Below are 24,243 nucleotides of genomic sequence, written 5' to 3'. Positions count from 1 at the left end.
AATACTAGCGAATCTTCATAGCAAGCTGGATAATTCGTGCACGCATCTCCGGGTTGCTGTGGAGGGTGCTGTACATCTGATCGATCTCCGTTTTATTCGTGCGATATGTCTTATCATGTTTAATTGTAGTATGTGACCATTGGATCAACGCATTCTCAGCCGCTGTCATTTCGTTAAATGAATCATGAAAGCCTGTCTCAACAACGAGTCCCTCCATGACTTCCTGAGTTATCTCATCATGAGCGGCACGAGCCAGCTCAATCTTCTTCTCCATCACTTTGGCTTTTTCCTCGAACTTGGTCTTCGCCTTCATGTAGTCGAGCTGCGCTTTTGATAATATCGGCTTCATAAATTCATCTTCACCCTCTAAAAATAGTATGTGCTTCCGCTATTGTAGCGTATTCTACATGAAATTACAAAACAATAGATATTGGTAAACGGTTTCCGAGGACCTGATAACGCCCATAAGATCTTGCTAATTATGCCATTTATAACCTTCTACCACGAGGTATCGCATGAAAAAAACGAGAGCAATGCCATTAGAAATTGGGCATCTGCTCTCGTTCCTTTTGTCATGCAAGTCCTTGCTTATTTATGTTTCTTACAGCATTTTGAGCTTGCTCATCATGCGTTTAACGACGGTTGCCGTATCCGCACGATTAAGCACCGCATCCGGGTTGAAGTTGTAGGTCGGTTTTTTCTCTCCTTCTTTCAAGCTGTTCGCTACACCGGTTAGAATACCGGCTTTGCTTACGGCAAGAATGGCTGGGTAAGAATAATTCGATTTGATATTGCCTACGTCTTCGAACTGTTTCTGAAGAGCTGCTTTGTCTTTTTCGATTTCACCCATCTTCAGGTTGAGTGCGCGTGCGATCATGTTGGCCGCTTCTTCGCGAGTCAGTTCCATATTAGGAGCAAAGCTTCGTGGCGCGATGCCACGAATAATTCCTTTTCTGGCAGCCGTCTCGATGTAACGGTAATCCCACTGCATGCTGTTGACTACACTTTCCTGATAAATGTCATCAAAAGTGAGCTTGTTCTTATCGGTATCGTAATCCAACGGAATATCCAGCAGCTTCACTATAATAGTAGCTAATTCACCGCGAGTCATTGGATCATACACGCCGAATGCATCCGTCTTGGACGCCTTCATATATCCTCTGGCCAGCATCAATTCAATATCGTTGCGGGCCGTCTTATGCGAAATCGCATCAGAGTAGCTATAACGTAAGGATTTAACTGCGTAATAACCAAACCCCTTGAATGGAGCCGTAACAGTTTTCTTCTTGGCGTCTACTTTCCCGCCGATGTTGGTCCAAGTTCCTTGGGACGGGTTATACCACCAAATGCCCAAGTTGCTCGAAGCCGAGTTCACCAGTGCAGAATCATATTTCAGGGTAATTGTACCTTTTTGAGACAGCTCCATCCAGTTCTGCGGAATCAAACGTTGATGAAATTCGTTGCCTTTCGCGTAAGGATGCGCTGCTGCCTTTACATTAAAGTCCTCTATGTTGCTGCTGTAGGCATTAAGCGAACCTGCATCCAGCCAGTAGAGTGGTGATGAATATCCGAAATGGGCAGCCGGGGTGAACCGGAACGCATTGTTATTATCCCCTGGAATCAGGGACAGGCGTCCGTCCATTTCCACACCGTTCTCGATTTCACCGATCCGGTTATAGGCTTTAATGGTCCGTCCATCGATCTGGTTGGCAATGCCGAACAGAATGTCATGCTCGCCAAGAAGGTTGATCGTAGGTACTTCTGCGGTAGGACTTGATTTAGCCTGTTGAAGTACGGTGCCTTTCGGCAAGGACAGCGATACGCCGCCTTTAAATACGGACACTTTGCCTGACTTCGAAATATTGGTTTTAAACTGAGATCCTTCTGTAGCATCATCTGTGTAAGTTACAACGAATTGCCCGCTTGTCTTTTTGGTGCCTTGTTCGATCGTGAACTTGATTGTGTTTTTACCGTTTTTCAGGTTCTTGACTTCAAGGCGGAAAATATCGCTGATTTCAGATTTCACCATTGGCGTTTTGCCAATCAGAATGGAGTCAGCTCCTTCAGCCTTGATGCTTACCTCTACAAAGTTCTGTTTCAGCACGCCTTCGTTCGGCAGTTTCGGAGACAGCACTTGGTAAGGTGCACGTTCGCGCGTGATTTCGATAGTATCGGTTGTTGTAACCGACTGATAACGGGAACCGATGCTGATGGCCTGCAAACCAACCTCTGGTAGTGCGAGCTCTTTGAACACCACGCGAGCCGAGCTGGAGTTTGCGCCATTGACAATGGTAAAGTACCGGTCGTACTCCGCCGGATTAATGGGATCCAATTGGGTCTTCAGGGCACCACCCGAAAGAGTCCAGGTTCCTTGGTTATTTTTGGTAAATACTGCAAAGATGGTTGGCGTAGGATGACTGATGTTCACCGTAATCTCATCCGTGTATTCCACTTCAAAGCGAAGACCCAAAGATTTTTCATATGTGTTATAAGCATTCTCAGCCGTTTCTCTGAACAATCCGTCCGGATCGGATTCCGTTGCGGAGCCAACCGGGAATGGGATCATGTTTTTGATAACCGAACGGGTATCGCTAAAATAAAGCAGGGTCAGCTTCGTCGAGATTTTCCCGCTCTTGTCGGCGACCACCAACGTATTCGGACCTGGAATCAACTGCAGGAACGTCGTATCCGTAAAGCTGAATTCCCCGTTGCCGTTCACGTTCAGATCGCGAGTGTTACCGTTCAGGGAAATCGTAAGTCCTGTAGTCCCTGTGTAGTTGACAATGCGTCCTGTCACTTGGTTGAATTCCGAGCTGTTCTTAAATACCTGGTTGTTGTACAAATTGAAAATATCAATATAAGAAGAAGACAAGAACGTCACCGGGATGACTTTGGTATCGGAAACGCCCGAACCATTGCTGACCTTGATGATCAGATTTTGCTGACCTGTCGGCAGGTTCGTGATTTTGAAAACCGTGTGGCCGTTGTAGGTAAACTTCTGCGCGATCGTGCCGCCGCCCTTGCTGGACTCTATCTCCACATTGCCTGCGTTCACTTGCTCGACCATCAAGTAGATCGGCAGTTCATTCAGGACGGTGTTGTTACTACTTGGGAAAATGGATTGGGAGGTAGCCGATACCGTTCCCCCGCTCTCCGTTACGCCGTACAATTGGTACACCTGCTTGATGGTAGGCGCATTGACATCGCGGTAAGTAAAAGAATTCTTCACATCAAAGCCCGTGGTAGAATCCTTAGTGAGTACAAAATAATCCCCACTCTGAGTGATGCTGGTAGTGCCGGTCGTTGTAAAAGGATACATCAAGGTATTGCCCAGCAAGCTTGCCGCACCTACGGTTGCCGGCGAGGTCGTGATCGGATTTGTGGATCCTACCTGAAATACGGAAACTTCAAGAATCGGGGGAACCGCTGGGGTACCAGCCAGAGGAGCATCCACGATCACATAACCGGAGATGACGCCGTTAACCGTACCGGTTACAACCGCCTGTCCATCGATATTTGTGCCGCCAATCTTCAGTTGATTGACAGTTATGGAACCTGTCGGATGATAAACGACCTGTCTATTGATGGTCTGGGATTTCGATTCGGAGTTCACGACGATCACCAGATCGTTGACACCCTTCTGCAGCAGGATCCCTGCGGAGTAATACGTATCGCCGCCGCCGGCATACATACTCTGCCCATTGACGGTAACACCCTTGGATCCATTCGTCGCTTTGACGGAAATGCTGATGGTCTGCGTAGTAACGACAACCGGCTTGGAAGCATTCTCTTCCAGAACGCGTCCATCACTGAGCGCTACTTCGTAAACAGCCGGTACATCGGAGAACTTCACATAGGCCGTAGCACTCATCTGCTGGCCTTGCGTGCTCATACCGGACACGATGATTTTGTTCACTCCCTGATTCAACTGCACATTCAGGAACTCGAACGTATTCGCTGCTTCGTCAAGGATCGGCTTGACGCCGGTGCCGCCCGTTGTTGTGTCATCGAACCGTTTGATTTCATACGAGATGGTATTCGGGTTAATGCCGTTGTAGGTACCCGTAACCGAAATCGAGCTCCGGTTCTCCGGCGTTGGAGAATTCGGATCCGTACTTAGATTGGAAAAGTGAAAAAACAAGGCTCCATTTGCAGCTGAAGCCGGTAATGCCGGAATAAGGGAAAAGAACATAGCAAAGGCCAATAACAGGCTTGCTATTGCACGGAAATTTTTCTTCAACGGTTGTGCCTCCTTGGTCATTCGGACGTTGGCGTCCGTTTTGGGTGTTACGTCGTTCACTGGGTCCCCTCGCTTTCACTGACAGATTGATTCTAGCGCATAGTTCATATATCGGAAGCGAGTGTCCTATTATTTAGCAAAAATCACAAAAAAGCCTCACCCTTTTTGGGAGAGGCTGGCATGTCCGATCCGGACACATGATGAAAAAGAATAAGTTCTATTTGGTGCGGCTTTCAGGATTTGCCTTCATTCGCATCCGGTTGATTAGACCCAGAATCGGCCGTTTGGTCTTGCCGACCAGTCCGATGATTTCAGCACCGATCTGCATGAAACACATCATGACGCAGATAACGACAAAGGTGACCCAGTTCGCTTCATACATGGCAGCCGAAGATTGAATGACGGCCAGTACGCCGAAAAATGCGGCAATCACGTAAATGATCAACACCGTCTGACGGTGACTGAATCCAAGCTCGCGCAGACAGTGATGCAGATGCCCCTTGTCCGGAGCGAAGATCGGTTTCTTCTGAATTTTACGACGGATGATCGCGAAAAACGTATCGGACAACGGAACACCAATAATAATCAGCGGCGTAATGAAGGATACAATCGCAATCTGTTTAAATCCGAGCAGGGACAGCATCGCCAAACAGAATCCAAGGAATAACGAGCCCGTATCCCCCATGAAAATCTTGGCCGGATGAAAGTTGAAGAACAGGAACCCGATAATGCTGCCGAGCAGCAGCAGACATAGCAAGGCAACGGTGGTGTTGCCCATCAAGACGGCCATGACCAGAATCGTGCCGATTGCAATGCCCGATACACCAGCTGCAAGTCCATCGAGTCCGTCAATGAGATTAATCGCGTTGGTTACGCCGACAATCCAGAAGATTGTCAGTGGAATCGATACCCAGCTCTCCAGCATGGAGTATCGGTCCTGGAACGGTATATTTACAAAGTCCACGGTAATATTAAATCCGAATACAACTACGCAAGCAGCTGCAATTTGCGCCAAAAACTTCACTTTGGCCGAAAGTTCAAAACGATCATCCAAGGCTCCGATCAATACGATCATGGAACCGCCGATCAGAAATGCCTTCATAAAGTTGGCATCGCGAGGCGACAGGCTATCCGGAAGAAAAGGAAGAACTGCAATCAGTCCAAGAATAAAAGCCAGATAAATGCCGAGTCCCCCGAGTCGGGGCATGATCCGGGTATGAACCTTGCGGGCATTTGGAACGTCAACGGCGCCAATCTTAACGGCAAACTTCTTCACAAGCGGCGTTAAGAGCAGGGCGAGCGTCAGCGATACGATAAACCCGATGATGTATATCATTAACATGTAATCATTCGACCCCCAATATTATCTACCGGTTGAATTATACTCCCTTCGGGTCCAAAAACCAATACCAATTTCCGGTGAAATCCCGGATTTCCCTCACAGAAATGAGCCATTTAGCTCGATTTCGTTACGTTTTCTTTCTCGCGCAGCACTTTCACTACGAATTTCGGCAGCGCAAGCATTCTTTTGTAACGGGTGGGCTCCTTCAGAAGGCGGTAAAACCACTCGAGACGCAGCTTTTGGAATACTTTCGGTGCCCGCTTCAGTTTGCCGGAGATAATATCGAAAGATCCCCCGACTCCCATAACAACCGGAACTTGAAGCGCTTGTTTATGCTGGGCAATCCAAGGCTCTTGATTGTCCGCACCACGGGCGACAAACAAAATATCCGGTGAAGCTGCCCGAATCTGCTCGATCACGTCGGCATCTTCGTCAGGTCCAAAAAAACCGTCCCGGTAGCCGCATATAATCGCAGCCGGATATTGCATTTGTAACCTTTCGGCAGCTTCCTGAATCACTTCGGCAGTGGTTCCCAGCAGAAAGAACTTCCATCTATAGGTTTCCCCGACCTTCAACAATTCATGTAACAGCTCAAAGCCGGTAACGCGCCCCTCCAGCGGTTCGCCGCCCACACTGGCAGCCCAGACGATCCCCGTCCCATCCGGAACGATAATTTCGGCACTTTGCATCATCTGTTTATATTCCGGATGGTTGACGGCCGTCATCACCATGATCGGATTCGCCGTTATGACATGGTGGGGCTTCCTTGACTGAACAGCCTCTGTCAGGAATTTCACCGTATCTTTCATACTAAGCTTGGAAAAAGGAATCTCGAACACCGATACGGTAGGAAATGGATAGGTCTGTTTCATGTTTATCATCCTCTATGGCGTAAATATTGGGCAATGTGGCGTGCAGGCATAGCAGCCTCTTGTTTCAATACGGTAATCTGCTCGCCGTGCTCCGCCTTCCATGCCGCTGCATCGTCCAGCAGCTTCAGCATTTGATCCTTTAACGTATCTGCGTCAAGGGATTCACTGCTTCCTACAGGTTCGCTGCCAAGCCGCTTTAAAAAGTGATTGATTTTCGGATCATAGGAAATTCCGAGCAACGGCACGCGCTGATTCGCAGCATAGATCAGGCTATGCAGACGCATGCCCAATATCATATCACAACGGCTAACCTCTCGCAGCATGTCCTGCGGCTGCCTCTCATCACGATAAAAACTGACTTTAGAACCATTTTTGGAAATATCGCCAATGCCACTAGCAATAAACTGCGAAGCCTCAAGATCATCCGGCTGATGAAAAGGGAGAAAAAGAAGATGTACCGGACGTTGTGCGGCCAATGCCTTTAAACCTTCCGCAACAGCTTTCAACTCTTTGCGTTCCGAATGCCAAAATCGAACCGAAATCCCAATGACCGGCAGAGAACCTTCCCCTTCTGTCTCGCGTTTGGATAACGAAGACCCAGCTAAAGGTTCTTCGGATGATTCACGATGATCTTCTATAGAAGAAACTGATGCAACATCGTTCTCTTCAAGCGCCGATCCCGGGTTAGAATCAATATGAACATCCCCGCCTTCCGGCAGCGGCAAGCCCATCACCGGATCCGGCACAACGTGAATGGCTTCCTCTGATATCCCCATCGATTGGAGCAGTTCGCCTGACTGAATGTCACGCACCGAGATGTAGGTGCATTTACGGAAAATCGAGCGAATCATTGGATAAAACAGCTTACGGTTGACCGGACCTACGCCCTGCGCATAAATAAAGGTCGGTTTACCAAGCCACTGCGCGATCTTGAGAACGCCCAGGTAATACGGGATCGTCTTCGGGCTGGTGGCATCCTGCAGCAGGCTTCCTCCGCCGCTGATCAAGCCGTCGCTGTCCTTGATTGCCTGACGAACCTCCCCCAGCTTCATCCGGTGTACAGACTTTACCCCATAAACCGCTGAGGTCCATTCGGGATCAATGGAAAGAACAACGGGATTGATCACAATCCCCGTTGTCTTGCCTTCTTGCTCCAACGCGGTCAGAATCGATTTTAGGACCGCTTCGTCACCGCTATTTTTAAATCCGTAATATCCGGAAATGACTATTGTCTTAGAAGTGGAGACCATCGTTTCCAGATCCTTTCTGCCACTTGCCATACCCATATCGCGATCAATCCAATAATCAGGCCGAGTCCAAGACCCAGTACAACGCGAATGGCCGAAATATAGAGTGGCGTGTGAATATGCGTGAATGTTCCGACCATCGACAACTGCCCCATAACCCCGATAATAAGCAGATAAACGGCATGACGGTATTTAAATGACAGGAACACGCCGAGTACCATCATCGGATGGGCTAGCAAAATTTCCTTGTTGCGCGGACGTACGCCAAACGTATTTTCCAGGAATGTACGGAATGTCATTTCGATCGAAGACACAGAACCTGCATTACCTGTACGGGTAAGATAGTACCAACCGACGATAGCCACAATACCGGCTGCGATAACCCATGTCAGTGAGATCGGTGCTTTAAGCAATTTCAGGATTGAGCTATAAGTCGATCCACCGCGGTACAGAACCACGTAGATCGCAATAAGCCCGATCGGAGCCGCTGCCAGCAAGCTTACGCCTCGGAACTGATCCAGAACGAGCATGTACGTCACATTGTTCAATAACGCGACAACAATCGGTACAGCCGCAAGCGACAGAATCGAGGTTTTGATCAGCAATACGATCGAATGGGTCACTCTTCTGCCAGAACTCATGTCCGGTATGCTTTGCTGCGTTTCATTGACTTTGCGGATGGCCAATATGACGGCAACCGTTGGAGCACTGATCGCGGCAAATAAAGCCAAGGCCTGTTCAAGCAATGTCGGCTTCAGGACATACAATCCCGCACTGCCCAAAAGCCCAATCAGGAAAGCGGCAATTGTAAGGAACGGAATGTAATAGGAAATCATGAGCGAAATCAGAGCTACAGCTCCCACGACAGCCCCAAGCTTGAAGTAACGCTGCAAGGAAGAGTCGGTCACCTTAAACGGCTCTGCAGGACCCATGGTGAAACCATTGTCCTCGATCTGTTTAATGGCCTGACCGGAACCTGTCAAACTGTCAATCAAATTATCCAGCGGGTGGGTAACGGACGCTTTGGTCATATCCCGGCTCGGCTCCGCGTTTAAATAGAACATTCGAATGTTACGGTCTTTGGAAGCCAGAGCAAAACGCTCCCCAATAACCTCAGGTTCCAGATTAGCATCCCGCTCGCTTAAGGAATAAATACGGGTTACATTGTAATCTGTTAGATAGGCAAGCTTCGTAAATCCTTTTTGCGGACGCTTGATATTCTCAATCGCCACGAGGCCGATACCATGTTGGTTCAAAAGCTCGCCAAAGGAATCCAAGCTTTTCATGTCTGCATCATCGTTGAAGCCTCTTGCGGAATCACCTTCAAACAGAATTCGTTTTACGCCGTTGTCCGCGAAGTACGCCATCAGCTTCTCCATATAGGCCTGGTCATACGGTAGAACGTCCGACAGACGCGGCACGATGTTAAAGCCCTTATCTCGCAGCATGCCAATGGTAATCGGGTCTGGAGACAATGGTTTAATGACCGCATTGGAACGCGGAGTTTCCAGCACCAATCCATCCACAGCGCGCTCAAACTGCCAGGATCTTACCGGAATACCCAGTCTCGTGAAGGTTTCTTGAATGATGGGTTTAATTAAAGTTGCGCTCTCCTCGTTCAGGAATGCAACATACGTAAAATTCTCGTTCGGTGAGACCGTCGTGCCTGTCAGATCGGCGACCTGCTGCCCGTCATATACCGATATCCGCCGCGACTTCGCCAGCTCGTCCAGCGTGCTTTCATAAAGCGCCATACTGATCACGCCGGCTTCTTTCAGACGATCCAGCTGCTCGGATATAAAATCCTGCGGCTTGGATTGATACACCGCGACATCCAACAAATCCCGATAATCAAACACCAACTCGACCGTTTTTGATGTTGATTCTGTTTGCAGTCGGTCATAACCTACCGGCAGGGCCGCTGCAACGCCAAGAACAACCAGAATCCACAGCCACTTGCGGGCTGCTGTGTTCCAGCGTTTCCAATTCTGAACCACGAAAGTACCTCCTCATCGAACCTATGGAAATTTACGATGGAGGGCAACAGCCCTATTGAGTTGAGCCTTGCAGCAACCATCGTAAATTCCCTTCGTTCTCTTCTCTCATTAAATGTATCTATGTTTAAGCGTCTACCCGGGCCATGACTTGATCCGAGAGCGATTGAATTTTGGCCTTTGCATCGGTGAGAGATTCACCGCGTACGGCAAAATACACTTTGATCTTCGGTTCGGTACCGGAAGGTCTCAGGCAGAACCAAGATCCGTCTTCAAGCAAATACTTCAACACATTTTCCTTTGGCAATCCGTCCAGGCCTTCCGCATAATCAAGCACCCGCTTAACCGACACGCCTCCGACTTCCCCAGGTGGATTGTCGCGCCAATCGGACATCTTGGCTTGAATCTGGGCGACGCCATCCTTGCCCTTGAGCGTCCGGGACTCCAGCGTCTCGAGGAAATAACCGAACTGCTCGTACAGCTCTTGGAGCACATCGTACAGCGTCTTGCCTTGTCCTTTATAATAGGCGGCGGCTTCACATATCAGCATCGAGGCCAGCACGGCATCCTTATCGCGCGCATAATTACCTGCCAAATAGCCGTAGCTCTCCTCATAACCAAACAGATACGTATGGCTGCCGGACTCCTCGAACTGGGTCATTTTCTCGCCAATGTACTTGAAGCCAGTCAATGTATTCAACACGGTGGCACCATAATGCTCGGCAATCGCCGCCCCCATCTCGCTTGTGACGATTGTCTTGATGACAGCACCGTTATTAGGCAGCTTGCCCGCTTCCTTCAATTGACCCAGCAAATAGTGGATCATAATCGCGCCGGATTGATTGCCTGTCAGCACGACGTATTCGCCCTGGCTGTTCTTCACAACAGCCCCCATGCGATCCGCATCGGGATCCGTCCCGATCAAAATGTCAGCCCCTACTTCCTCACCAAGCTTCATCGCGAGCGTGAAAGCTTCCCGCTCCTCCGGATTGGGAGATTTGACGGTGGAGAAGTTTCCATCCGGCTCTGCTTGCTCCGGAACGACATGAATATGCTTAAAACCGATGCTCTTAAGCACGCGCTCTACGGGTTCTTGTCCTGTCCCATGGAGAGGCGTAAATACGATTTGGATATCCTCGCCAAGCTTGGATGCGATAAGATCCCGATTCACGCTGACATTCGCCACTGTATCCGCAAAAGCCTGGTCTTCCGCTTCGCCCAGCCACACCAGCAGGCCTTGAGCCTCTGCGTCAGCCTGAGACAGCCTCTTGACCGCGGAGAAGGAATCCACCTCCTGAATCCGGGCAATTACATTCTCTGCTTCGTCCGGTACCAACTGGCCGCCTTCACGGTTGTACACCTTATAACCGTTATATTCCGGCGGATTATGGCTTGCCGTGATGACAATCCCTCCGGTAGCACCCAAGTGACGAACGCTGAATGACAATTGCGGCGTTGAACGCAAGGAAGGATAAAGCTTCGCTACAATCCCGTTTCCGGCCAAAACCAAAGCTGCCTCTAACGCAAATTCCGGCGAGAAATGCCGGGAATCATGGGCAATAACGACAGAAGGCTTCCCCTCTGCGGTGCCATGAGCCTCTAGAATATATTGTGCAAAGCCTTGCGTTGCGCGGCCTACCGTATATTTATTAATCCGGTTGCTGCCTGCACCAATAACGCCGCGCAGACCACCCGTTCCAAATTCCAGATCACGATAAAACCGTTCCTCCAGCTCTTTGGTGTCGTGCTCGAGTGAACGCAGTTCCTGTTTCGTCTCCTCATCTACATAAGGATCATTCAACCAACGTTGTACCGTATCGATTGTTCTCTGACTCATCTCTGACATGAAAAAAAGTCTCCCTTCCTCATCCAAACAAGAATAGTCTGATCATTACTCCTTATCCGCGAGAGCAAACATAATCTCTCCCTCGGCAACAACACGTCCATCCACCGTTGCGGTTGCTTTCCCTTTTCCAATCATGCCCTTCAAGCGAATGATCTCGACTTCCAGCCGCAGCGTATCTCCCGGTACCACTTGCCCACGGAAACGGAAACCGTCAATGCCCGCCAAAAAGCCGAGCTTTCCCCGGTTGCTCTCTACATTAAGAATCGCGACAGCACCGACTTGCGCCAAAGCTTCTACAATCAGGACTCCCGGCATAACGGCATATTCAGGGAAATGGCCGACAAAAAAAGGTTCATTGATCGTCACGTTCTTGATGCCGACCGCTCGTTTGCCGTCCTCAATCTCCACAATCTTATCGACCAGCAAAAACGGGGGACGATGGGGAATAATTTCTTGAATCTGTTTGATGTTCAACATAGTATTAAAATCCTCCTTATGTACGTACCCGCCAAGCACAGCGTTTGAAAAGGGGTGTTCATTCCATTTGCTGCCGCTGTGCCGCTTTCTCAAGCCGCGGGAGGTATTATTTACGGCTGTATCATGCTTTCTCTTGAGGTTTTCTTAACGAATTTCAGATCCTATGCATAAAAAGAAGGATCTGCGGAAAAAATGATGGATATCCTTCACCGCTGCAGAAGTGAAGGTTTTAGATAAGGGGCTTTCTCCTACCGGACACTTGTGTACGAGGAGAGGGCCCTTTTATAAGTTTTTTGGGGTCCCCGCAAAGTATTTGGAATAAGCATCGCAGCATAGGCTCCACTTTGTGGGGTTATTTATATACATCCGTCCATTGTCATGAAATGACAAAGTTAATACGCAAGTCCCATCCCATTATACCGTTTAACCCCAAAAAAAGAAAACTCCCTTAAAGGGAGTTTGGCATCTTATCACAAGACATTGTGTTCACCCTGACCTCTCGTCACGGTGCGAAAATCAAATCAAAAACATGCTTCCATGTGCCCCATTCAAACACTTCACTGAGCTCCTGATCGCCGAGGACAACATATCCGAAGACCATGCCTCCGAATAATGCCAATACGAGCAATACAGGAATCATGATACGGACAGCGATTTTCCATCCGGATGTCTTGGAACGTTTCTTGGCGTTTGATTCACTCATGATGCCCACCTACCCTCGCATTGTGTTGGCAAGGTTCATCATGGTATCGCTTGAACTAAGCGCACGTGCCGTCAGCTGGTAGGCCCGCTGTACTTCCATCATTTTGGTCATTTCATCGGTCAAATTGACATTCGATTGTTCCACAAATCCGGAAAGCACCTTCGATTTAAGAGGCTCGCCCGGAGCCGCCGGTGCCAAATCGAACACATCGCCTTCCGTCAAGCCGTTTCCTACGACAAACAGGTTATCGCCGACAGCGACCAAGCCCTCCGGACGCTCAAGCTCGACCAGCTTCAAAGTTGCATAAGGAGCCGTACGACCCGTGGGGGTCTCCACGATAATCTGCCCCTTCTCGTTAATGGCAACTTTCCCTTTGGCCGGAAGCGAGATTGGATTATTGTTCACGTCAAGTATTGGATAGCCTTGTGAATTGACCAGCAGCAGGTTGTCTGGATTACGGGCATCCGGAGATACATGAAATCCGCCTTCGCGGGTATATCCAATCGCGCCATCTCCCTGAACGGCAAACATGGCTTCTCCATCAATCATCAGATCGAGTGGATTTCCGGTTTCCTTCATGGCTCCCTGCTCCATGTTCTGCACAACGGAGGATAGTCTCATGCCATACCCGAGTGTATAGCCAAGCGGTGTCGCACGGCCCGTCCGGTCGAAGTCCTTGTGATGCTGCTGAACCTGCGTCAGCACATCTTCAAAGGAAGCCTCCTTTTTTTTATAACCAGCCGTATTGGCGTTTGCTATATTGTCCGCAATGACATCCAACCGCTGCTGGAGGGCATTCATCGACACCATGGCGCTAATCATCGAGTTGTTCATCACTTACCTCCCGTGGGCTCACATTTTCATACAGCTGCTGCTGCCTACTTACTTACACAGCTTAGACTCGGCCAATCTCATTGACCGCCTTCTCCAGCGTTCTGTCGTAATACTGAACGATTTTTTGGTTCGTTTCATACGCGCGCAGCGCAGCGGTCAATTCCACCATCGATTGCGTTGGATCCACGTTGGACCCCTCAATAAATCCCTGACGGATGACTCCGTTATCACCGGGTGCCATAAACCGCACTTCCCCGTCCGGATCGGCCATACGGAATACGCCATGACCTTCACGAATCAGTCCATGAGGCTGGCTCACGATGCTGACTCCAAGGATGATGCCTGTCCCTCTGCCAGCTGCGTCCATGATTTCTCCTTGCTCATTCACTGTAAAGTCACTCGCCGGACCTGTCAATACAATCGGTCTGTTATTGTTATCCAGAACCTGATAGCCGCTCTCGCTCAACAGGTTGCCTTCGGGGCTAACCCGGAAGCTGCCGTTACGGGTGTACCGAACATCCCCATTCTCATTCTGAACGGTGAAAAATCCTTCCGGCCGGTAAATCACCTCTCCGTTCTCATCCACGTACCTGCCGGATGCATCAAACGGATAAGGTTGGCCCGTTGCCGGATTCTGTACAGTAAAAGAGGATACCAGCGCAAAGTCCGTTGTTTTGCCCGTTTCCCGGAGCGCGCCTTCGGTATAAAGCGATATACTCTCCTCAGCGTAAACGCCGGTGTTGAACTTGCCCAGCTTCCGTCCCGCATTCGTCGAATCATTGCCGCCGATCATGGAGACAAGCACTTCGGGGAACGAACGCTGTACGCTGTTCGTTGCCTTATAGCCTGTCGTGTTGACGTTAGCAATGTTCTGCGTCACCGTATTATGTCGCTGCTCCTGGGTCATCATCCCTGAAGCCGCTGTATATAGACCTCTTAACAATGAAGGCACTTCCCTTCCAAAATAGATCTGTGAATGGCCGCTTCGCTGACGGATTGTATTTCCAATCGCTGTTGTTTTCGGATTTCTCGTTAGAACTTCTCAAAATGTTGAAATCCGAAATCAAAGGCGACCACTCCGTTTTTCCAATACAATTCCGTCCTCTTCGCTGCTGTTCAGCCTGACCATTGTATACTGCAGACTTATGTAGCTGCATCGTATGGATACAGATTTAAAATCAAATATCACGTTCCTATCATCTATATCGGAAGGTTAGAACTTTTTCTTTACGACCTTGTCCAAATTATCCAGCATAATTCCCGTTCCCTTAACCACACAGTGCATCGGATCCTCCGCAACAAGCACCGGCACCCGCAGCTCGTCCGTCAACAGCTCGTCCAAACCATGAAGCAGTGCGCCGCCGCCTGTCAAGATGACGCCGCGATCGATAATGTCCGCCGACAGCTCCGGCGGCGTCCGCTCCAATACGGATTTGGCTGCGAGTACGATCGATGACACCGGATCCCATAGAGCTTCCTGTACTTCTGCGGAAGACACCGTTACGGTAAACGGCAGTCCCGATACCATATCACGTCCGCGAATATCCATCTCAGCTTGTCTACCACCTGGACGAACCGTTCCGATCGCCATCTTCAAATCTTCTGCCGTCCGTTCCCCGATCAGTAATTTATATTTTTGCTTCACGTACTTTGTAATCGCTTCGTCGAACTTGTCCCCTGCCATTTTAATCGAAGAAGCGGTGACGACATCGCCCATGGACAGGACGGCCACATCCGTGGTGCCGCCCCCGATGTCCACAACCATGTTACCGCTCGGTTGGAAAATATCCATCCCTGCGCCAATTGCCGCTGCCTTCGGTTCTTCTTCCAGGAACACATCCCTTGCGCCGCTGCGCTCAGCCGCTTCCCGGATCGCCTTCTGCTCTACCGAAGTAATGTTCGTCGGTGCACAGATGAGGATTCGGGGCCGGCTGTGCCAACTGCGCGCGCCCACGCGATCAATAAAGTACTTCAGCATGGCTTCCGTAATTTCGAAGTCGGCGATGACCCCGTCCCTCAGCGGGCGGATCGCCGTAATGTTGCCGGGAGTACGCCCGACCATGCGCCGTGCTTCCTCACCGACGGCAAGGACTCGTTTGGTGTCGGTCTCAATAGTGACAACGGAAGGTTCGTCTAACACTACCCCCTTCCCCTTTACGTGAATGAGCACGTTCGCCGTTCCGAGATCGATTCCAATATCCTTGCTCAACATCATGAAAAGCCCCCAAAGTGTTATTTTATGGTAAAAGAGTCTGTTCGCTGTACCGAACCATTCTTCGACATAATCTAGCAATCGATGATGATCTTCGGCAAAACAGGTCCCATATTTCGATCCTATACCAGCTTTTAACATATCATACTTTAGGGGAGGGATTCAATGTCAATCTAGCGACCAAAGCCCTAAAAAATCAGGATTTCGCCGTGGCCACCGGTTCGCGGTTGCTGCCGGTTTTTTTGTACTTGATCTTGGTAGCTTCCCCGCCTCTCAGATGGCGGATGGATTTGTGGTATTCGAGAATGTGCTTCACCTGATCCGCCAGGTCCGGGTTGATCTCCGGCAGACGTTCGGTTAAGTCCTTATGCACCGTGCTCTTCGACACGCCAAATTCTTTGGCTATAGTTCGAACCGTATGCCTCGTTTCCACGATACAGCGTCCGATCTTAATGGTCCGCTCTTTGATGTAATCGTGCACGCTCCCGCCTCCCTACTGTGTGGATAGTTTGGTACATTATATGAGGAGCGTGACGGGATATTCGCGGTTTCAAGGGCTGACAAGCTTACTTGGACCCATTTATTTTCTGGACATGCCGGTGAGGGATATGTGTAAAATGTCCAAAAAACAAGGCGCAGCAAGGGTTGGACTTGCCGTCCAAACCCGCAATAAAAAAAGACAGGATCATAAGATCCTGCCCTCTTCAAGTGCGCGGTGGGCGCATGACTACGAAGAAATGAAATTATTTTTGCGGAAGCACGCTCACAGGGTTGACCAGTTTCCCGCCCTCGTACACTTCGAAGTGCACGTGGTTGCCGAGATCCTTCTCAAGCTCACTGCGTCCTGCAGTCGCGATGGAATCGCCCTGCTTCACTTCAGCGCCTTCCTTCACTTTCACTTCGTTCAAGCTTTGGTACACGGTTTTCGTGTCACCCGATGTAATTTCCACAACGTTGCCGTTAACCGGATGATTCTCGACACGGGTCACTTTACCTGTCAGTGCGGCACGAACTTCAAACATCGTGTCATCCGCAGCGGCCAAGTCGATTCCCAAATTCGGCGTAAAGGTGTCGTTATATTGCACCATCGCCTCTTGATGCGTTTCCGGGTTCGTCTCGTCAAAGTAAGGTTTGACGATGCTCACTGCCACGTCGTCCGCCACCGGCCAGATCATCGATTGCGCATTGGCCGTCACTTCTACAGCCTCTCCGTCATTGCCTTCGGTTGCAGCAGGCTTCTCAGAGCCTTGAACCGATTCCGATACCGTTGTTTCCCCTTGTGGCTCCAGCGTTTTTTGGCTGGCGTCCTGGTAGACCCACACGAGGGTTAGTATAATTGCCGCTGCTGCTAAGTATGCTGCCGGGAACACCCACCGTTTGGATAATGCTTTCTTCCACGAAGATGACGTTACCGCCGAATCTCCTTGCACAGTTTTAGGAGTTTCTTCGTGGGGTTTACTATTTTTGTTCTGTTCATTCATTTGCAATCACCTCAGTAACCATTGTTACCGGGGTCAACTCTTTTATACGTTATCTCACTATTATTTTTTTGAAGAGAGAAGATTTGAAGTTTTGTCAAAAGAAATATTCGTATAATAGTGCTCCAAAATCTCTTTCGCTTCATATCCTTCGCGGGCCATGCCTTCTGCTCCGTATTGGCTCATGCCCACGCCGTGGCCGTTGCCGTAGGTCGTTATCTCAATCTCGCCGTCTTTCATATGAAGGGTGAATTGGCTGGATCGAAGCCCCAGCTTCTCTCTCACCTCGCGACCGGTAAACTTCTTGCCGCCGACCCGTACGCTCTCAATGCGATGGCCTTGGGTATACGAGAGTACTTTCAAAAAAGAGGCCCCCCCATCCCCGCCTGCCGATACCGGTACAGCTCCATCCGCCAGCGCCAGTTTTCCTATGAACTCCGAACGGGGCATCGTGATCGTTGTCTTGTACTTTGGTGAAATTTGTTTATCCCATGGACTCTCCACACTGCGCAGGTAGGGAATCTCGTTCCTCCAATAATCCTCTGAATTTTCGGTATACCCGTTACTGGTGGAGAAAAAAGAAGCCGTAATCGGCTTACCCTCATACGTCATTACCAAACCTGCCGTTTCCTTTACCGCCCGCTGAAGCTTCGCCAGCTCGGCTTCCTTCCCCAGCCGCTGCCATTCCTTCGTCAGTTCGTCTTGGGCGATATATGCCTGGTGACTGACCGTGTCGGTCACCACGGCCTTGCCGTCCGGCACGCCGCTGCGGTCCCCGGACGCGAGCCGCTGCACGATATAGGTCCGTGCCGCAATGGCCTGGGCCTTGAGCGCCTCCAGCTGGAACTCGGCCGGCATCTCGGCGGCCAGGACGCCGACGAGGTATTGTTCCAGTGGCAGCTCCTCCACGGTGTCCGTCTTGGTTACATAGACGGATACCGTGGGCTCTTCCGCCGCCTGCGGCTCGGCGGAAGGCAGCGGGGCCGGCCCGGGCGGCAGCGGCTCTGGTGCGTTGTTGCCGGGGGCAACCACCAGCAGAGGCAGCGCGAGCGCCAAGGCCAGCAGCACCGCCACCGCCCAGACGGCGGGGTGCACCCGCACCCGCCGCCTGCCGGCGGCCGGGCGCCGCGCGGCAAAGCCGCGGCGCCCCCAGCGCGCAGGCCGCACACGGAACGTGCGGCCGCCGCGCGGCACGCGGCCCGTTGCCGCTTGCGCGAAGCGCTGCGGCTCGGCCGCGGGATGCGGGCCCTGCGGCATCGCCGCTGGCCCGCCGGGGGCTGGCGCGGCGCCATGCACAGGCGCGCCAGCAGGGCGTTCGGGCGGTGGCGTATGCGCCGCCCGCGGGCCGTGGCCGGACTCGCCGAAGGCGTCCGGCGCTCTCCCCGGGCCGCGGTGCCCGCGCGGCCCTTCCTGAATATCCTTTTTATCCGGTTTCGAATCATGGTTATGTTCTTCAGTCGATCCGGCTTTCTTCTCAAGTTCACCGGGAAAATCCCACTTCAATACGGGAGCGGCCGATCCTTCGGATGGCACCTGGTATGATTGAGTATTTCCCTCATTCAGAACATCTTTTGCATCGACCGCTCGTTTTTTCCCTGCAGTACTCACATTCACCCGAACCTTCGAATCTTTCATTGCATTTCCCTCCTGTGCCTTTTCCCCTGGTATATGCCTCTTGTTCATGCTCCATCACGCTCTACTTATACTTATGAGATACGGGCATTTGATAGAACTATTCTAAGAGAAAGGAAATAGTCACATGGATGAAGAAACGCTGACGCTGAATGCAAGCAAGCTAGCAAAGAGTCTCCTAGTCATCCGGAATCTCAACTTGAGAGAATGAGGGATAGCCGCCATGATGATGACATACAAAAAAAGGAGCTTCGCCCTTATCGGCAAAGCCCCTTCCTCTACATTCTATTGTGGTCTATCCTGAATCATCATGATTCATCGTACTGTTTACACCCAGGTAGGTTGAACTTTGAAAACTTTTGCGTCTTCTGTTTCGCTTGCCGCTTTTTTCGAAGCCTTCTCCGAACTCTGGTCCTCCGTTGAAATACGCCAGATATCCGCGCCCAGTCCAGATAGCTTTTCCGCTAAATGAACATAGCCGCGATCAATATGCTGTACGCCGCCCACTTCGGTAGTCCCCTCGGATACGAGCCCGGCTAATATCAAGGCTGCACCTGCACGCAGATCCGTTGCCGTTACTTTGGCGCCTTTAAGCTTAGCTCCGCCCGTAACGATAGCAGAACGTCCCTCAACTTTGATCTCCGCATTCATGAGCTGGAATTCATCTACATGCATAAAGCGGTTTTCAAATACCGTTTCGGTAACAACACTTGTACCTTCGGAAACCAGCAAAAGCGCCATCATTTGAGACTGCATATCGGTTGGGAATCCAGGATAAGGCAAAGTTTTCACATCAACCGACTTTAATGGTTTGTCAGCGATAACGCGAATCCCATTCTCGTCCGGTTCAATGGTAATCCCCATCTCTTCCATCTTGGAAATAACCGGTCCAAGGTGATCTGCAATGGCTCCTTCCACATACACATCCCCACCCGTGATCGCAGCCGCAGCCATAAAGGTGCCTGCTTCAATCCGGTCAGGTATCACGTTATGCTTGACGCCATGCATCTGCTCAACGCCCTCGATACGAATCACACCCGTGCCCGCACCGCGAACTTTGGCACCCATCGCATTCAGGTAATTCGCTAAATCGACAATTTCCGGCTCTTTCGCCGCATTTTCGATTACCGTAATCCCTTCAGCCAAAGTAGCAGCCATCATAATATTTTCAGTAGCACCGACGCTGGCAACGTCCAAATAGACCTTCGCCCCACGCAATCTGCCATTGCTTTTAGCTTCAATATATCCTTGTCCGAGGCTAATCTCAGCCCCAAGAGCTTCAAATCCTTTTAGGTGTTGATCAATGGGTCTTGTGCCGATAGCACATCCTCCGGGAAGCGAAATCCGGGTTCGTCCACAACGTGCCAATAAAGGTCCCATGACCAGAAAAGACGCCCGCATCTTCCGCACCCATTCATAAGGCGCTTCACATGTCGTTATGTGCTCTGCATTCACACGTATCACTTCATCTTGATATGTAATGCCTGCACCAAGCGACTCCAATACTTTACTGATTGTAATTACATCGTCAAGAGGAGGCGCATCAATAATAACACTTTCCCCAACTTCCCCTAGTAGAGAGGCAGCGATGATCGGAAGAACTGAATTTTTTGCTCCGCTGACTTTGACGCTTCCGGTCAGTCTTTTGCCACCGCGGACGATAAATTTGCTCATCATGGTTTCCCTCCGCGTCCATAATTTTCCTGATTGCGTGTGTTAGTGATTAGTTGTTGCTAATTCCCTAACTTTCATCTTAACATTAGTGATTTCCGCTCAACAAGCGATTTTCGAACTATTTATGACATCTGATTCGGTGTCTACATCAGGTGTCAGAAATCCATGATGCCACCTTAGGAAGCATCTGTTATCCGCAGTATGGACCTACGAAAGGTACCATGACCGACCAGCACTTGTCAATGCATAACAATTACCGGGTGAACATTATAGTCCGGAAGTCATACCGTCCGCCCGATCAAATTCTTATTTTAAGTGTTAACATAATAAAATGCGTTTATTCGACATCTTCTTCTGAAGCAACCTAACAGAGATATAACCATTCATGCTGCAATTAAAACAGACGAGTAAAATATCGCCAAGCACATAACCATCATGCAACAAATGTTTTATTACTAGCTGCAGCACCGTGTGTTATGTATGACGCTCATTCCCGCGTTAAAACATATATCGGATCATTTGACTCCATGTAATATAGTCAATTAGGAATTCAGCCACGAATCGTCCAAGCACCACCGCCAGCAGCAAATGCAACAGCTTTCCCTGCGGCCCTTTTGGATGACGGACAACCAAATCCAGCTTTACTTGTTGTAATGCCCACCAAGCCAGTGCGATACAGATCAGCGAAACGACAATGGACAACAATCCGTTAACACCGACGGCACTGATTGAATTAGATAAATCCTGGTTCATACTCCCTCCTCCTTCATAAATTATCCTGTCCTGTTCAGGACCGACTCTTCTATAATACTTGGCTGGAGGCTAAGAATCCAGCACTTTCTATACGACATTTCCTCGGAAATAATAAAATTTATCGACATCGCTCGAAAATGATTAATAATACGCCATTAGCAGAAGTCTAAATTGCCGTTCCTAGCACAATTATGAACCAATAAAAAGCCAGGAATGGTTATAGTTTCATTCCCATGCTCCTATTATACTTATTATATTACAAAAAATTACCGGACCCTAAGTTAGGGTCCGGGTAAAGCTTTGAACATATTCAGGTCGTTATAACCCCTCATTTTAGAAGTCCGAGGTTACTATTTGAATCGTTCCAAAAACCGGCAATGCACCCGACAGGAGAGCAGCAACCAACAAACGCTCCACAGACAGCGTAAGACTGTTTTCCGCTGGAATGAGATAAGTTACGACAGGTGCATTCACACGGGTAATAACCAAGGATACAGGCGCATTCGAGAGGTTATTAACGGTAACGGACGCATTCACGCCGCCAGCCAGATTCTCGTAATACGATTTACCGACATCCGGTGCCAGCGTGAAGATTTGTTCCGGGAGTAGAATAGCCATAGGGATGACCTCCCTTCTCTCTTAGATGCTATATGTTATGCTGCGAATCTATTAAAGTTCTAGTTAGATGATATACGATAAACGTACATTTAATAGAGTAGCGACCTGCTAAAATGCTTCGTAGACCTCAATGTAGAGAGCTATCACAGAGAGAAGATTCTACCATTCTGACCCTAAAACGAGATGAAAGAATCATAATAATTAACACAATTTACCGGAAAACAGAACATGTTTATGTATTTATAGGAAGTTTTTCTTCCAATTGAGCAGCAAAATGGTTCAGTTTTGCAGAAATCCCCGTATGCTCTAAACGAAAAAAGACAGCTTGGCTGCAAGATTGCAGCAAGCTGTCTTGGTTCAAACAATTAGTTCCGCGTCACTTTAATCCGGTTCATCGCTCTTTGCAGAGCCATTTCCGCGCGACGATGGTCAACTTCATCTTGTCTTCCCTTCGCATTGAGGCGAGTTTCAGCTCTTTCCTTCGCGGCTTCCGCACGCTCCAGATCGATTTCTTCCGCTTTCTCTGCGCTTTCCGCCAGGATGACAATTTTATCTTTGCGGACTTCGACGAAACCGCCTTGTACCGCAAACGGGGTTCTCTGGTTGCCGATCTTCACATAAACTGGCGCTATCTGAAGCGGCGTAACAAAGGAAATATGACCAGGCAAAATGCCCAGTTCTCCCTCGACCCCACGCACCGTAACACTGTTCACCTGCTCTGAATAGACCAGGCGGTCCGGCGTCACGATTTCCAACAAAATGGTGCTCACTTCCATCCCTCCTCACCGTTTTCCGCAGAAAACTCGCGCAGCAGACCTCACAGTTTCACACAGTGTACTGTGCCGGTCTGCCGATCACGGAGCGTCAGCTTACAATGTTTTTGCTTTTTCAACTGCCTCTTCAATCGTACCTACGAACAGGAAAGCCGCTTCCGGAAGGTGGTCGTGCTTGCCTTCCAAGATCTCTTTAAAGCTGCGTACGGTTTCTTTAACCGGTACATATTTACCCGGGATGCCGTTGAACTGCTCGGCAACGTGGAAAGCTTGGGAAAGGAAACGTTGAACACGACGGGCACGTCCAACAATCGCTTTATCTTCCTCGCTCAGCTCATCCATACCGAGAATCGCAATGATATCTTGAAGCTCGTTATAACGAGCTAAAATTTTCTTAACGCCTTGAGCAACATTATAGTGCTCTTCACCAACGATTTCCGGAGCCAAGATACGGGAACTGGATGCCAGCGGATCTACCGCAGGATAGATACCCATCTCGGAAATTTTACGCTCCAGGTTCGTCGTTGCATCCAAGTGAGCAAACGTTGTAGCCGGAGCCGGATCCGTATAGTCATCTGCTGGTACATAGATAGCCTGGATGGATGTAACAGAACCTTTTTTGGTAGAGGTAATCCGCTCTTGCAAGCGTCCCATTTCGGATGCCAGCGTTGGCTGGTAACCTACCGCGGAAGGCATACGGCCCAGAAGGGCGGATACTTCGGAACCCGCTTGAGTAAAGCGGAAGATGTTATCGATAAAGAGAAGAACGTCTTTGCCTTCTTGATCGCGGAAATACTCCGCCATCGTCAAACCGGTCAACGCTACGCGAAGACGGGCACCCGGAGGCTCGTTCATTTGACCGAATACCATTGCGGTTTTGTTGATAACACCGGAATCGCTCATCTCGTGGTAAAGGTCATTACCTTCACGAGTACGCTCACCTACGCCGGCGAATACGGAAATACCACCGTGTTCTTGGGCAATGTTGTTGATCAATTCCTGGATCGCAACGGTTTTACCTACGCCGGCACCACCAAAGAGACCGATCTTACCGCCTTTTTGGTATGGAGCAAGCAAGTCGATGACTTTAATACCCGTTTCAAGCATTTCTGCTTGTGTGGAAAGCTCATCGTATGCAGGAGCTTCACGGTGGATCGGGTTATTAATTTCGGATACTACGGCACCTGCATTATCGATCGGCTCACCCAATACGTTAAATACGCGGCCGAGTGTAGCGGAACCTACAGGAACCGTGATCGGTCTGCCCAAATCCACAGCTTCGATACCGCGAATGAGACCGTCCGTGGACGACATTGCGATACAACGAACCAGATTATCACCCAAATGATTGGATACTTCCAAAGTCAAATCAACCGAGCGGCCGCCTTCCAGCGTTGCTTCAATCTTGACAGCATTAAAAATCTCGGGAAGATGACCGCGCTCAAATTCAATGTCAACTACAGCACCTGTAATGCTGACAACGCGTCCTTTTTTCATTGATTCGTTTTCCCTCCTACCCGCTCACCTCTAACGGTGAACGATGATCGT

The 24,243-nt window shown here is 49.7% G+C and carries 20 protein-coding genes; all 20 read right to left on the bottom strand.

Going from position 1 to position 24,243, the window contains the following annotated elements; translation table 11 throughout:
* Positions 1-4: 4 nt before the first annotated feature.
* The 20 genes from ACETK5_RS29890 to atpD all read right to left on the bottom strand — a co-directional run bounded on the left by ACETK5_RS29890 (position 5) and on the right by atpD (position 24,192).
* Complete coding sequence (locus ACETK5_RS29890; RefSeq protein ID WP_100540942.1) at positions 5-349, bottom strand: hypothetical protein; 345 nt, start codon at positions 347-349, stop codon at positions 5-7.
* A 252-nt stretch (positions 350-601) separates the two neighbouring features.
* Positions 602-4,240 carry an S-layer homology domain-containing protein gene (locus tag ACETK5_RS29885; RefSeq protein WP_394059510.1) on the bottom strand — a complete coding sequence of 1,213 codons (3,639 nt, stop codon included), beginning with the start codon at positions 4,238-4,240 and terminating at the stop codon, positions 602-604.
* A gap of 217 nt (positions 4,241-4,457) precedes the next feature.
* Positions 4,458-5,582, bottom strand: a complete 1,125-nt coding sequence (locus tag ACETK5_RS29880) for a glycosyltransferase family 4 protein (protein WP_071219817.1) — start codon at positions 5,580-5,582, stop codon at positions 4,458-4,460.
* A 113-nt stretch (positions 5,583-5,695) separates the two neighbouring features.
* Positions 5,696-6,454, bottom strand: a complete 759-nt coding sequence (locus ACETK5_RS29875) for a WecB/TagA/CpsF family glycosyltransferase (protein ID WP_394059508.1) — start codon at positions 6,452-6,454, stop codon at positions 5,696-5,698.
* Between the two features lie 5 nt (positions 6,455-6,459).
* Positions 6,460-7,704 carry a polysaccharide pyruvyl transferase CsaB gene (csaB, locus tag ACETK5_RS29870; RefSeq protein WP_394059548.1) on the bottom strand — a complete coding sequence of 415 codons (1,245 nt, stop codon included), beginning with the start codon at positions 7,702-7,704 and terminating at the stop codon, positions 6,460-6,462.
* The gene (locus ACETK5_RS29865) at positions 7,680-9,698 is read right to left on the bottom strand and encodes a DUF5693 family protein (protein ID WP_394059506.1); all 2,019 of its coding nucleotides are present in this window, start codon (positions 9,696-9,698) and stop codon (positions 7,680-7,682) included. The genes csaB and ACETK5_RS29865 overlap by 25 nt, the downstream gene beginning before the upstream one ends.
* Positions 9,699-9,822: 124 nt before the next feature.
* Positions 9,823-11,541, bottom strand: a complete 1,719-nt coding sequence (locus tag ACETK5_RS29860; protein ID WP_394059504.1) for a phospho-sugar mutase — start codon at positions 11,539-11,541, stop codon at positions 9,823-9,825.
* 45 nt (positions 11,542-11,586) lie between these two features.
* Positions 11,587-12,018 carry a 3-hydroxyacyl-ACP dehydratase FabZ gene (gene fabZ, locus ACETK5_RS29855; RefSeq protein ID WP_007133270.1) on the bottom strand — a complete coding sequence of 144 codons (432 nt, stop codon included), beginning with the start codon at positions 12,016-12,018 and terminating at the stop codon, positions 11,587-11,589.
* A 502-nt stretch (positions 12,019-12,520) separates the two neighbouring features.
* Entirely contained in the window at positions 12,521-12,721 is a 201-nt protein-coding gene (locus ACETK5_RS29850) for a DNA-directed RNA polymerase subunit beta (RefSeq protein WP_009594210.1), read from the bottom strand.
* A gap of 9 nt (positions 12,722-12,730) precedes the next feature.
* On the bottom strand, positions 12,731-13,555 hold the full coding sequence (locus ACETK5_RS29845; protein WP_394059501.1) for a flagellar hook-basal body protein: 825 nt from the start codon (positions 13,553-13,555) through the stop codon (positions 12,731-12,733).
* Positions 13,556-13,616: 61 nt separating this feature from the next.
* Positions 13,617-14,498 (bottom strand): flagellar hook-basal body protein, encoded by an 882-nt coding sequence (locus ACETK5_RS29840; protein ID WP_100540949.1) that lies wholly within the window; start codon positions 14,496-14,498, stop codon positions 13,617-13,619.
* Between the two features lie 270 nt (positions 14,499-14,768).
* A complete protein-coding gene (gene mreB, locus ACETK5_RS29835) occupies positions 14,769-15,767 on the bottom strand; it encodes a rod shape-determining protein (protein WP_100541351.1) in 999 nt (332 codons plus the stop codon).
* A 196-nt stretch (positions 15,768-15,963) separates the two neighbouring features.
* Positions 15,964-16,248, bottom strand: a complete 285-nt coding sequence (gene spoIIID, locus ACETK5_RS29830) for a sporulation transcriptional regulator SpoIIID (protein WP_009594246.1) — start codon at positions 16,246-16,248, stop codon at positions 15,964-15,966.
* 262 nt (positions 16,249-16,510) lie between these two features.
* Positions 16,511-17,248: a M23 family metallopeptidase gene (locus ACETK5_RS29825; protein WP_100540950.1), complete on the bottom strand. Its 738-nt coding sequence runs from the start codon at positions 17,246-17,248 to the stop codon at positions 16,511-16,513.
* Between the two features lie 60 nt (positions 17,249-17,308).
* Positions 17,309-18,301 (bottom strand): stage II sporulation protein D, encoded by a 993-nt coding sequence (gene spoIID, locus ACETK5_RS29820; RefSeq protein ID WP_207797552.1) that lies wholly within the window; start codon positions 18,299-18,301, stop codon positions 17,309-17,311.
* A 903-nt stretch (positions 18,302-19,204) separates the two neighbouring features.
* Positions 19,205-20,551: a UDP-N-acetylglucosamine 1-carboxyvinyltransferase gene (murA, locus tag ACETK5_RS29815; protein ID WP_326120817.1), complete on the bottom strand. Its 1,347-nt coding sequence runs from the start codon at positions 20,549-20,551 to the stop codon at positions 19,205-19,207.
* Between the two features lie 498 nt (positions 20,552-21,049).
* Complete coding sequence (locus ACETK5_RS29810; RefSeq protein ID WP_100540952.1) at positions 21,050-21,304, bottom strand: DUF1146 family protein; 255 nt, start codon at positions 21,302-21,304, stop codon at positions 21,050-21,052.
* A 333-nt stretch (positions 21,305-21,637) separates the two neighbouring features.
* A complete protein-coding gene (locus ACETK5_RS29805) occupies positions 21,638-21,922 on the bottom strand; it encodes a hypothetical protein (RefSeq protein ID WP_100540953.1) in 285 nt (94 codons plus the stop codon).
* A 365-nt stretch (positions 21,923-22,287) separates the two neighbouring features.
* Positions 22,288-22,692, bottom strand: a complete 405-nt coding sequence (locus ACETK5_RS29800; protein ID WP_100540954.1) for a F0F1 ATP synthase subunit epsilon — start codon at positions 22,690-22,692, stop codon at positions 22,288-22,290.
* Between the two features lie 99 nt (positions 22,693-22,791).
* The gene (gene atpD / locus ACETK5_RS29795; protein WP_100540955.1) at positions 22,792-24,192 is read right to left on the bottom strand and encodes a F0F1 ATP synthase subunit beta; all 1,401 of its coding nucleotides are present in this window, start codon (positions 24,190-24,192) and stop codon (positions 22,792-22,794) included.
* Positions 24,193-24,243: the final 51 nt, after the last annotated feature.

The organism is Paenibacillus ilasis, assembly GCF_043195395.1.
GTDB lineage: Bacteria > Bacillota > Bacilli > Paenibacillales > Paenibacillaceae > Paenibacillus_AQ > Paenibacillus_AQ lautus.
This window is presented reverse-complemented; position numbering and strand designations above follow the sequence as displayed.

Excerpts from the sequence above, each read along its gene's own strand:
- ACETK5_RS29890 (WP_100540942.1), bottom strand. The coding sequence starts at position 349 with ATGAAGCCGATATTATCAAAAGCGCAGCTCGACTACATGAAGGCGAAG.
- ACETK5_RS29880 (WP_071219817.1), bottom strand. The coding sequence starts at position 5,582 with ATGTTAATGATATACATCATCGGGTTTATCGTATCGCTGACGCTCGCC.
- ACETK5_RS29875 (WP_394059508.1), bottom strand. The coding sequence starts at position 6,454 with ATGAAACAGACCTATCCATTTCCTACCGTATCGGTGTTCGAGATTCCT.
- csaB (WP_394059548.1), bottom strand. The coding sequence starts at position 7,704 with ATGGTCTCCACTTCTAAGACAATAGTCATTTCCGGATATTACGGATTT.
- ACETK5_RS29860 (WP_394059504.1), bottom strand. The coding sequence starts at position 11,541 with ATGTCAGAGATGAGTCAGAGAACAATCGATACGGTACAACGTTGGTTG.
- fabZ (WP_007133270.1), bottom strand. The coding sequence starts at position 12,018 with ATGTTGAACATCAAACAGATTCAAGAAATTATTCCCCATCGTCCCCCG.
- ACETK5_RS29850 (WP_009594210.1), bottom strand. The coding sequence starts at position 12,721 with ATGAGTGAATCAAACGCCAAGAAACGTTCCAAGACATCCGGATGGAAA.
- ACETK5_RS29845 (WP_394059501.1), bottom strand. The coding sequence starts at position 13,555 with ATGAACAACTCGATGATTAGCGCCATGGTGTCGATGAATGCCCTCCAG.
- mreB (WP_100541351.1), bottom strand. The coding sequence starts at position 15,767 with ATGTTGAGCAAGGATATTGGAATCGATCTCGGAACGGCGAACGTGCTC.
- ACETK5_RS29825 (WP_100540950.1), bottom strand. The coding sequence starts at position 17,248 with ATGAATGAACAGAACAAAAATAGTAAACCCCACGAAGAAACTCCTAAA.
- murA (WP_326120817.1), bottom strand. The coding sequence starts at position 20,551 with ATGAGCAAATTTATCGTCCGCGGTGGCAAAAGACTGACCGGAAGCGTC.
- ACETK5_RS29810 (WP_100540952.1), bottom strand. The coding sequence starts at position 21,304 with ATGAACCAGGATTTATCTAATTCAATCAGTGCCGTCGGTGTTAACGGA.
- ACETK5_RS29805 (WP_100540953.1), bottom strand. The coding sequence starts at position 21,922 with ATGGCTATTCTACTCCCGGAACAAATCTTCACGCTGGCACCGGATGTC.
- atpD (WP_100540955.1), bottom strand. The coding sequence starts at position 24,192 with ATGAAAAAAGGACGCGTTGTCAGCATTACAGGTGCTGTAGTTGACATT.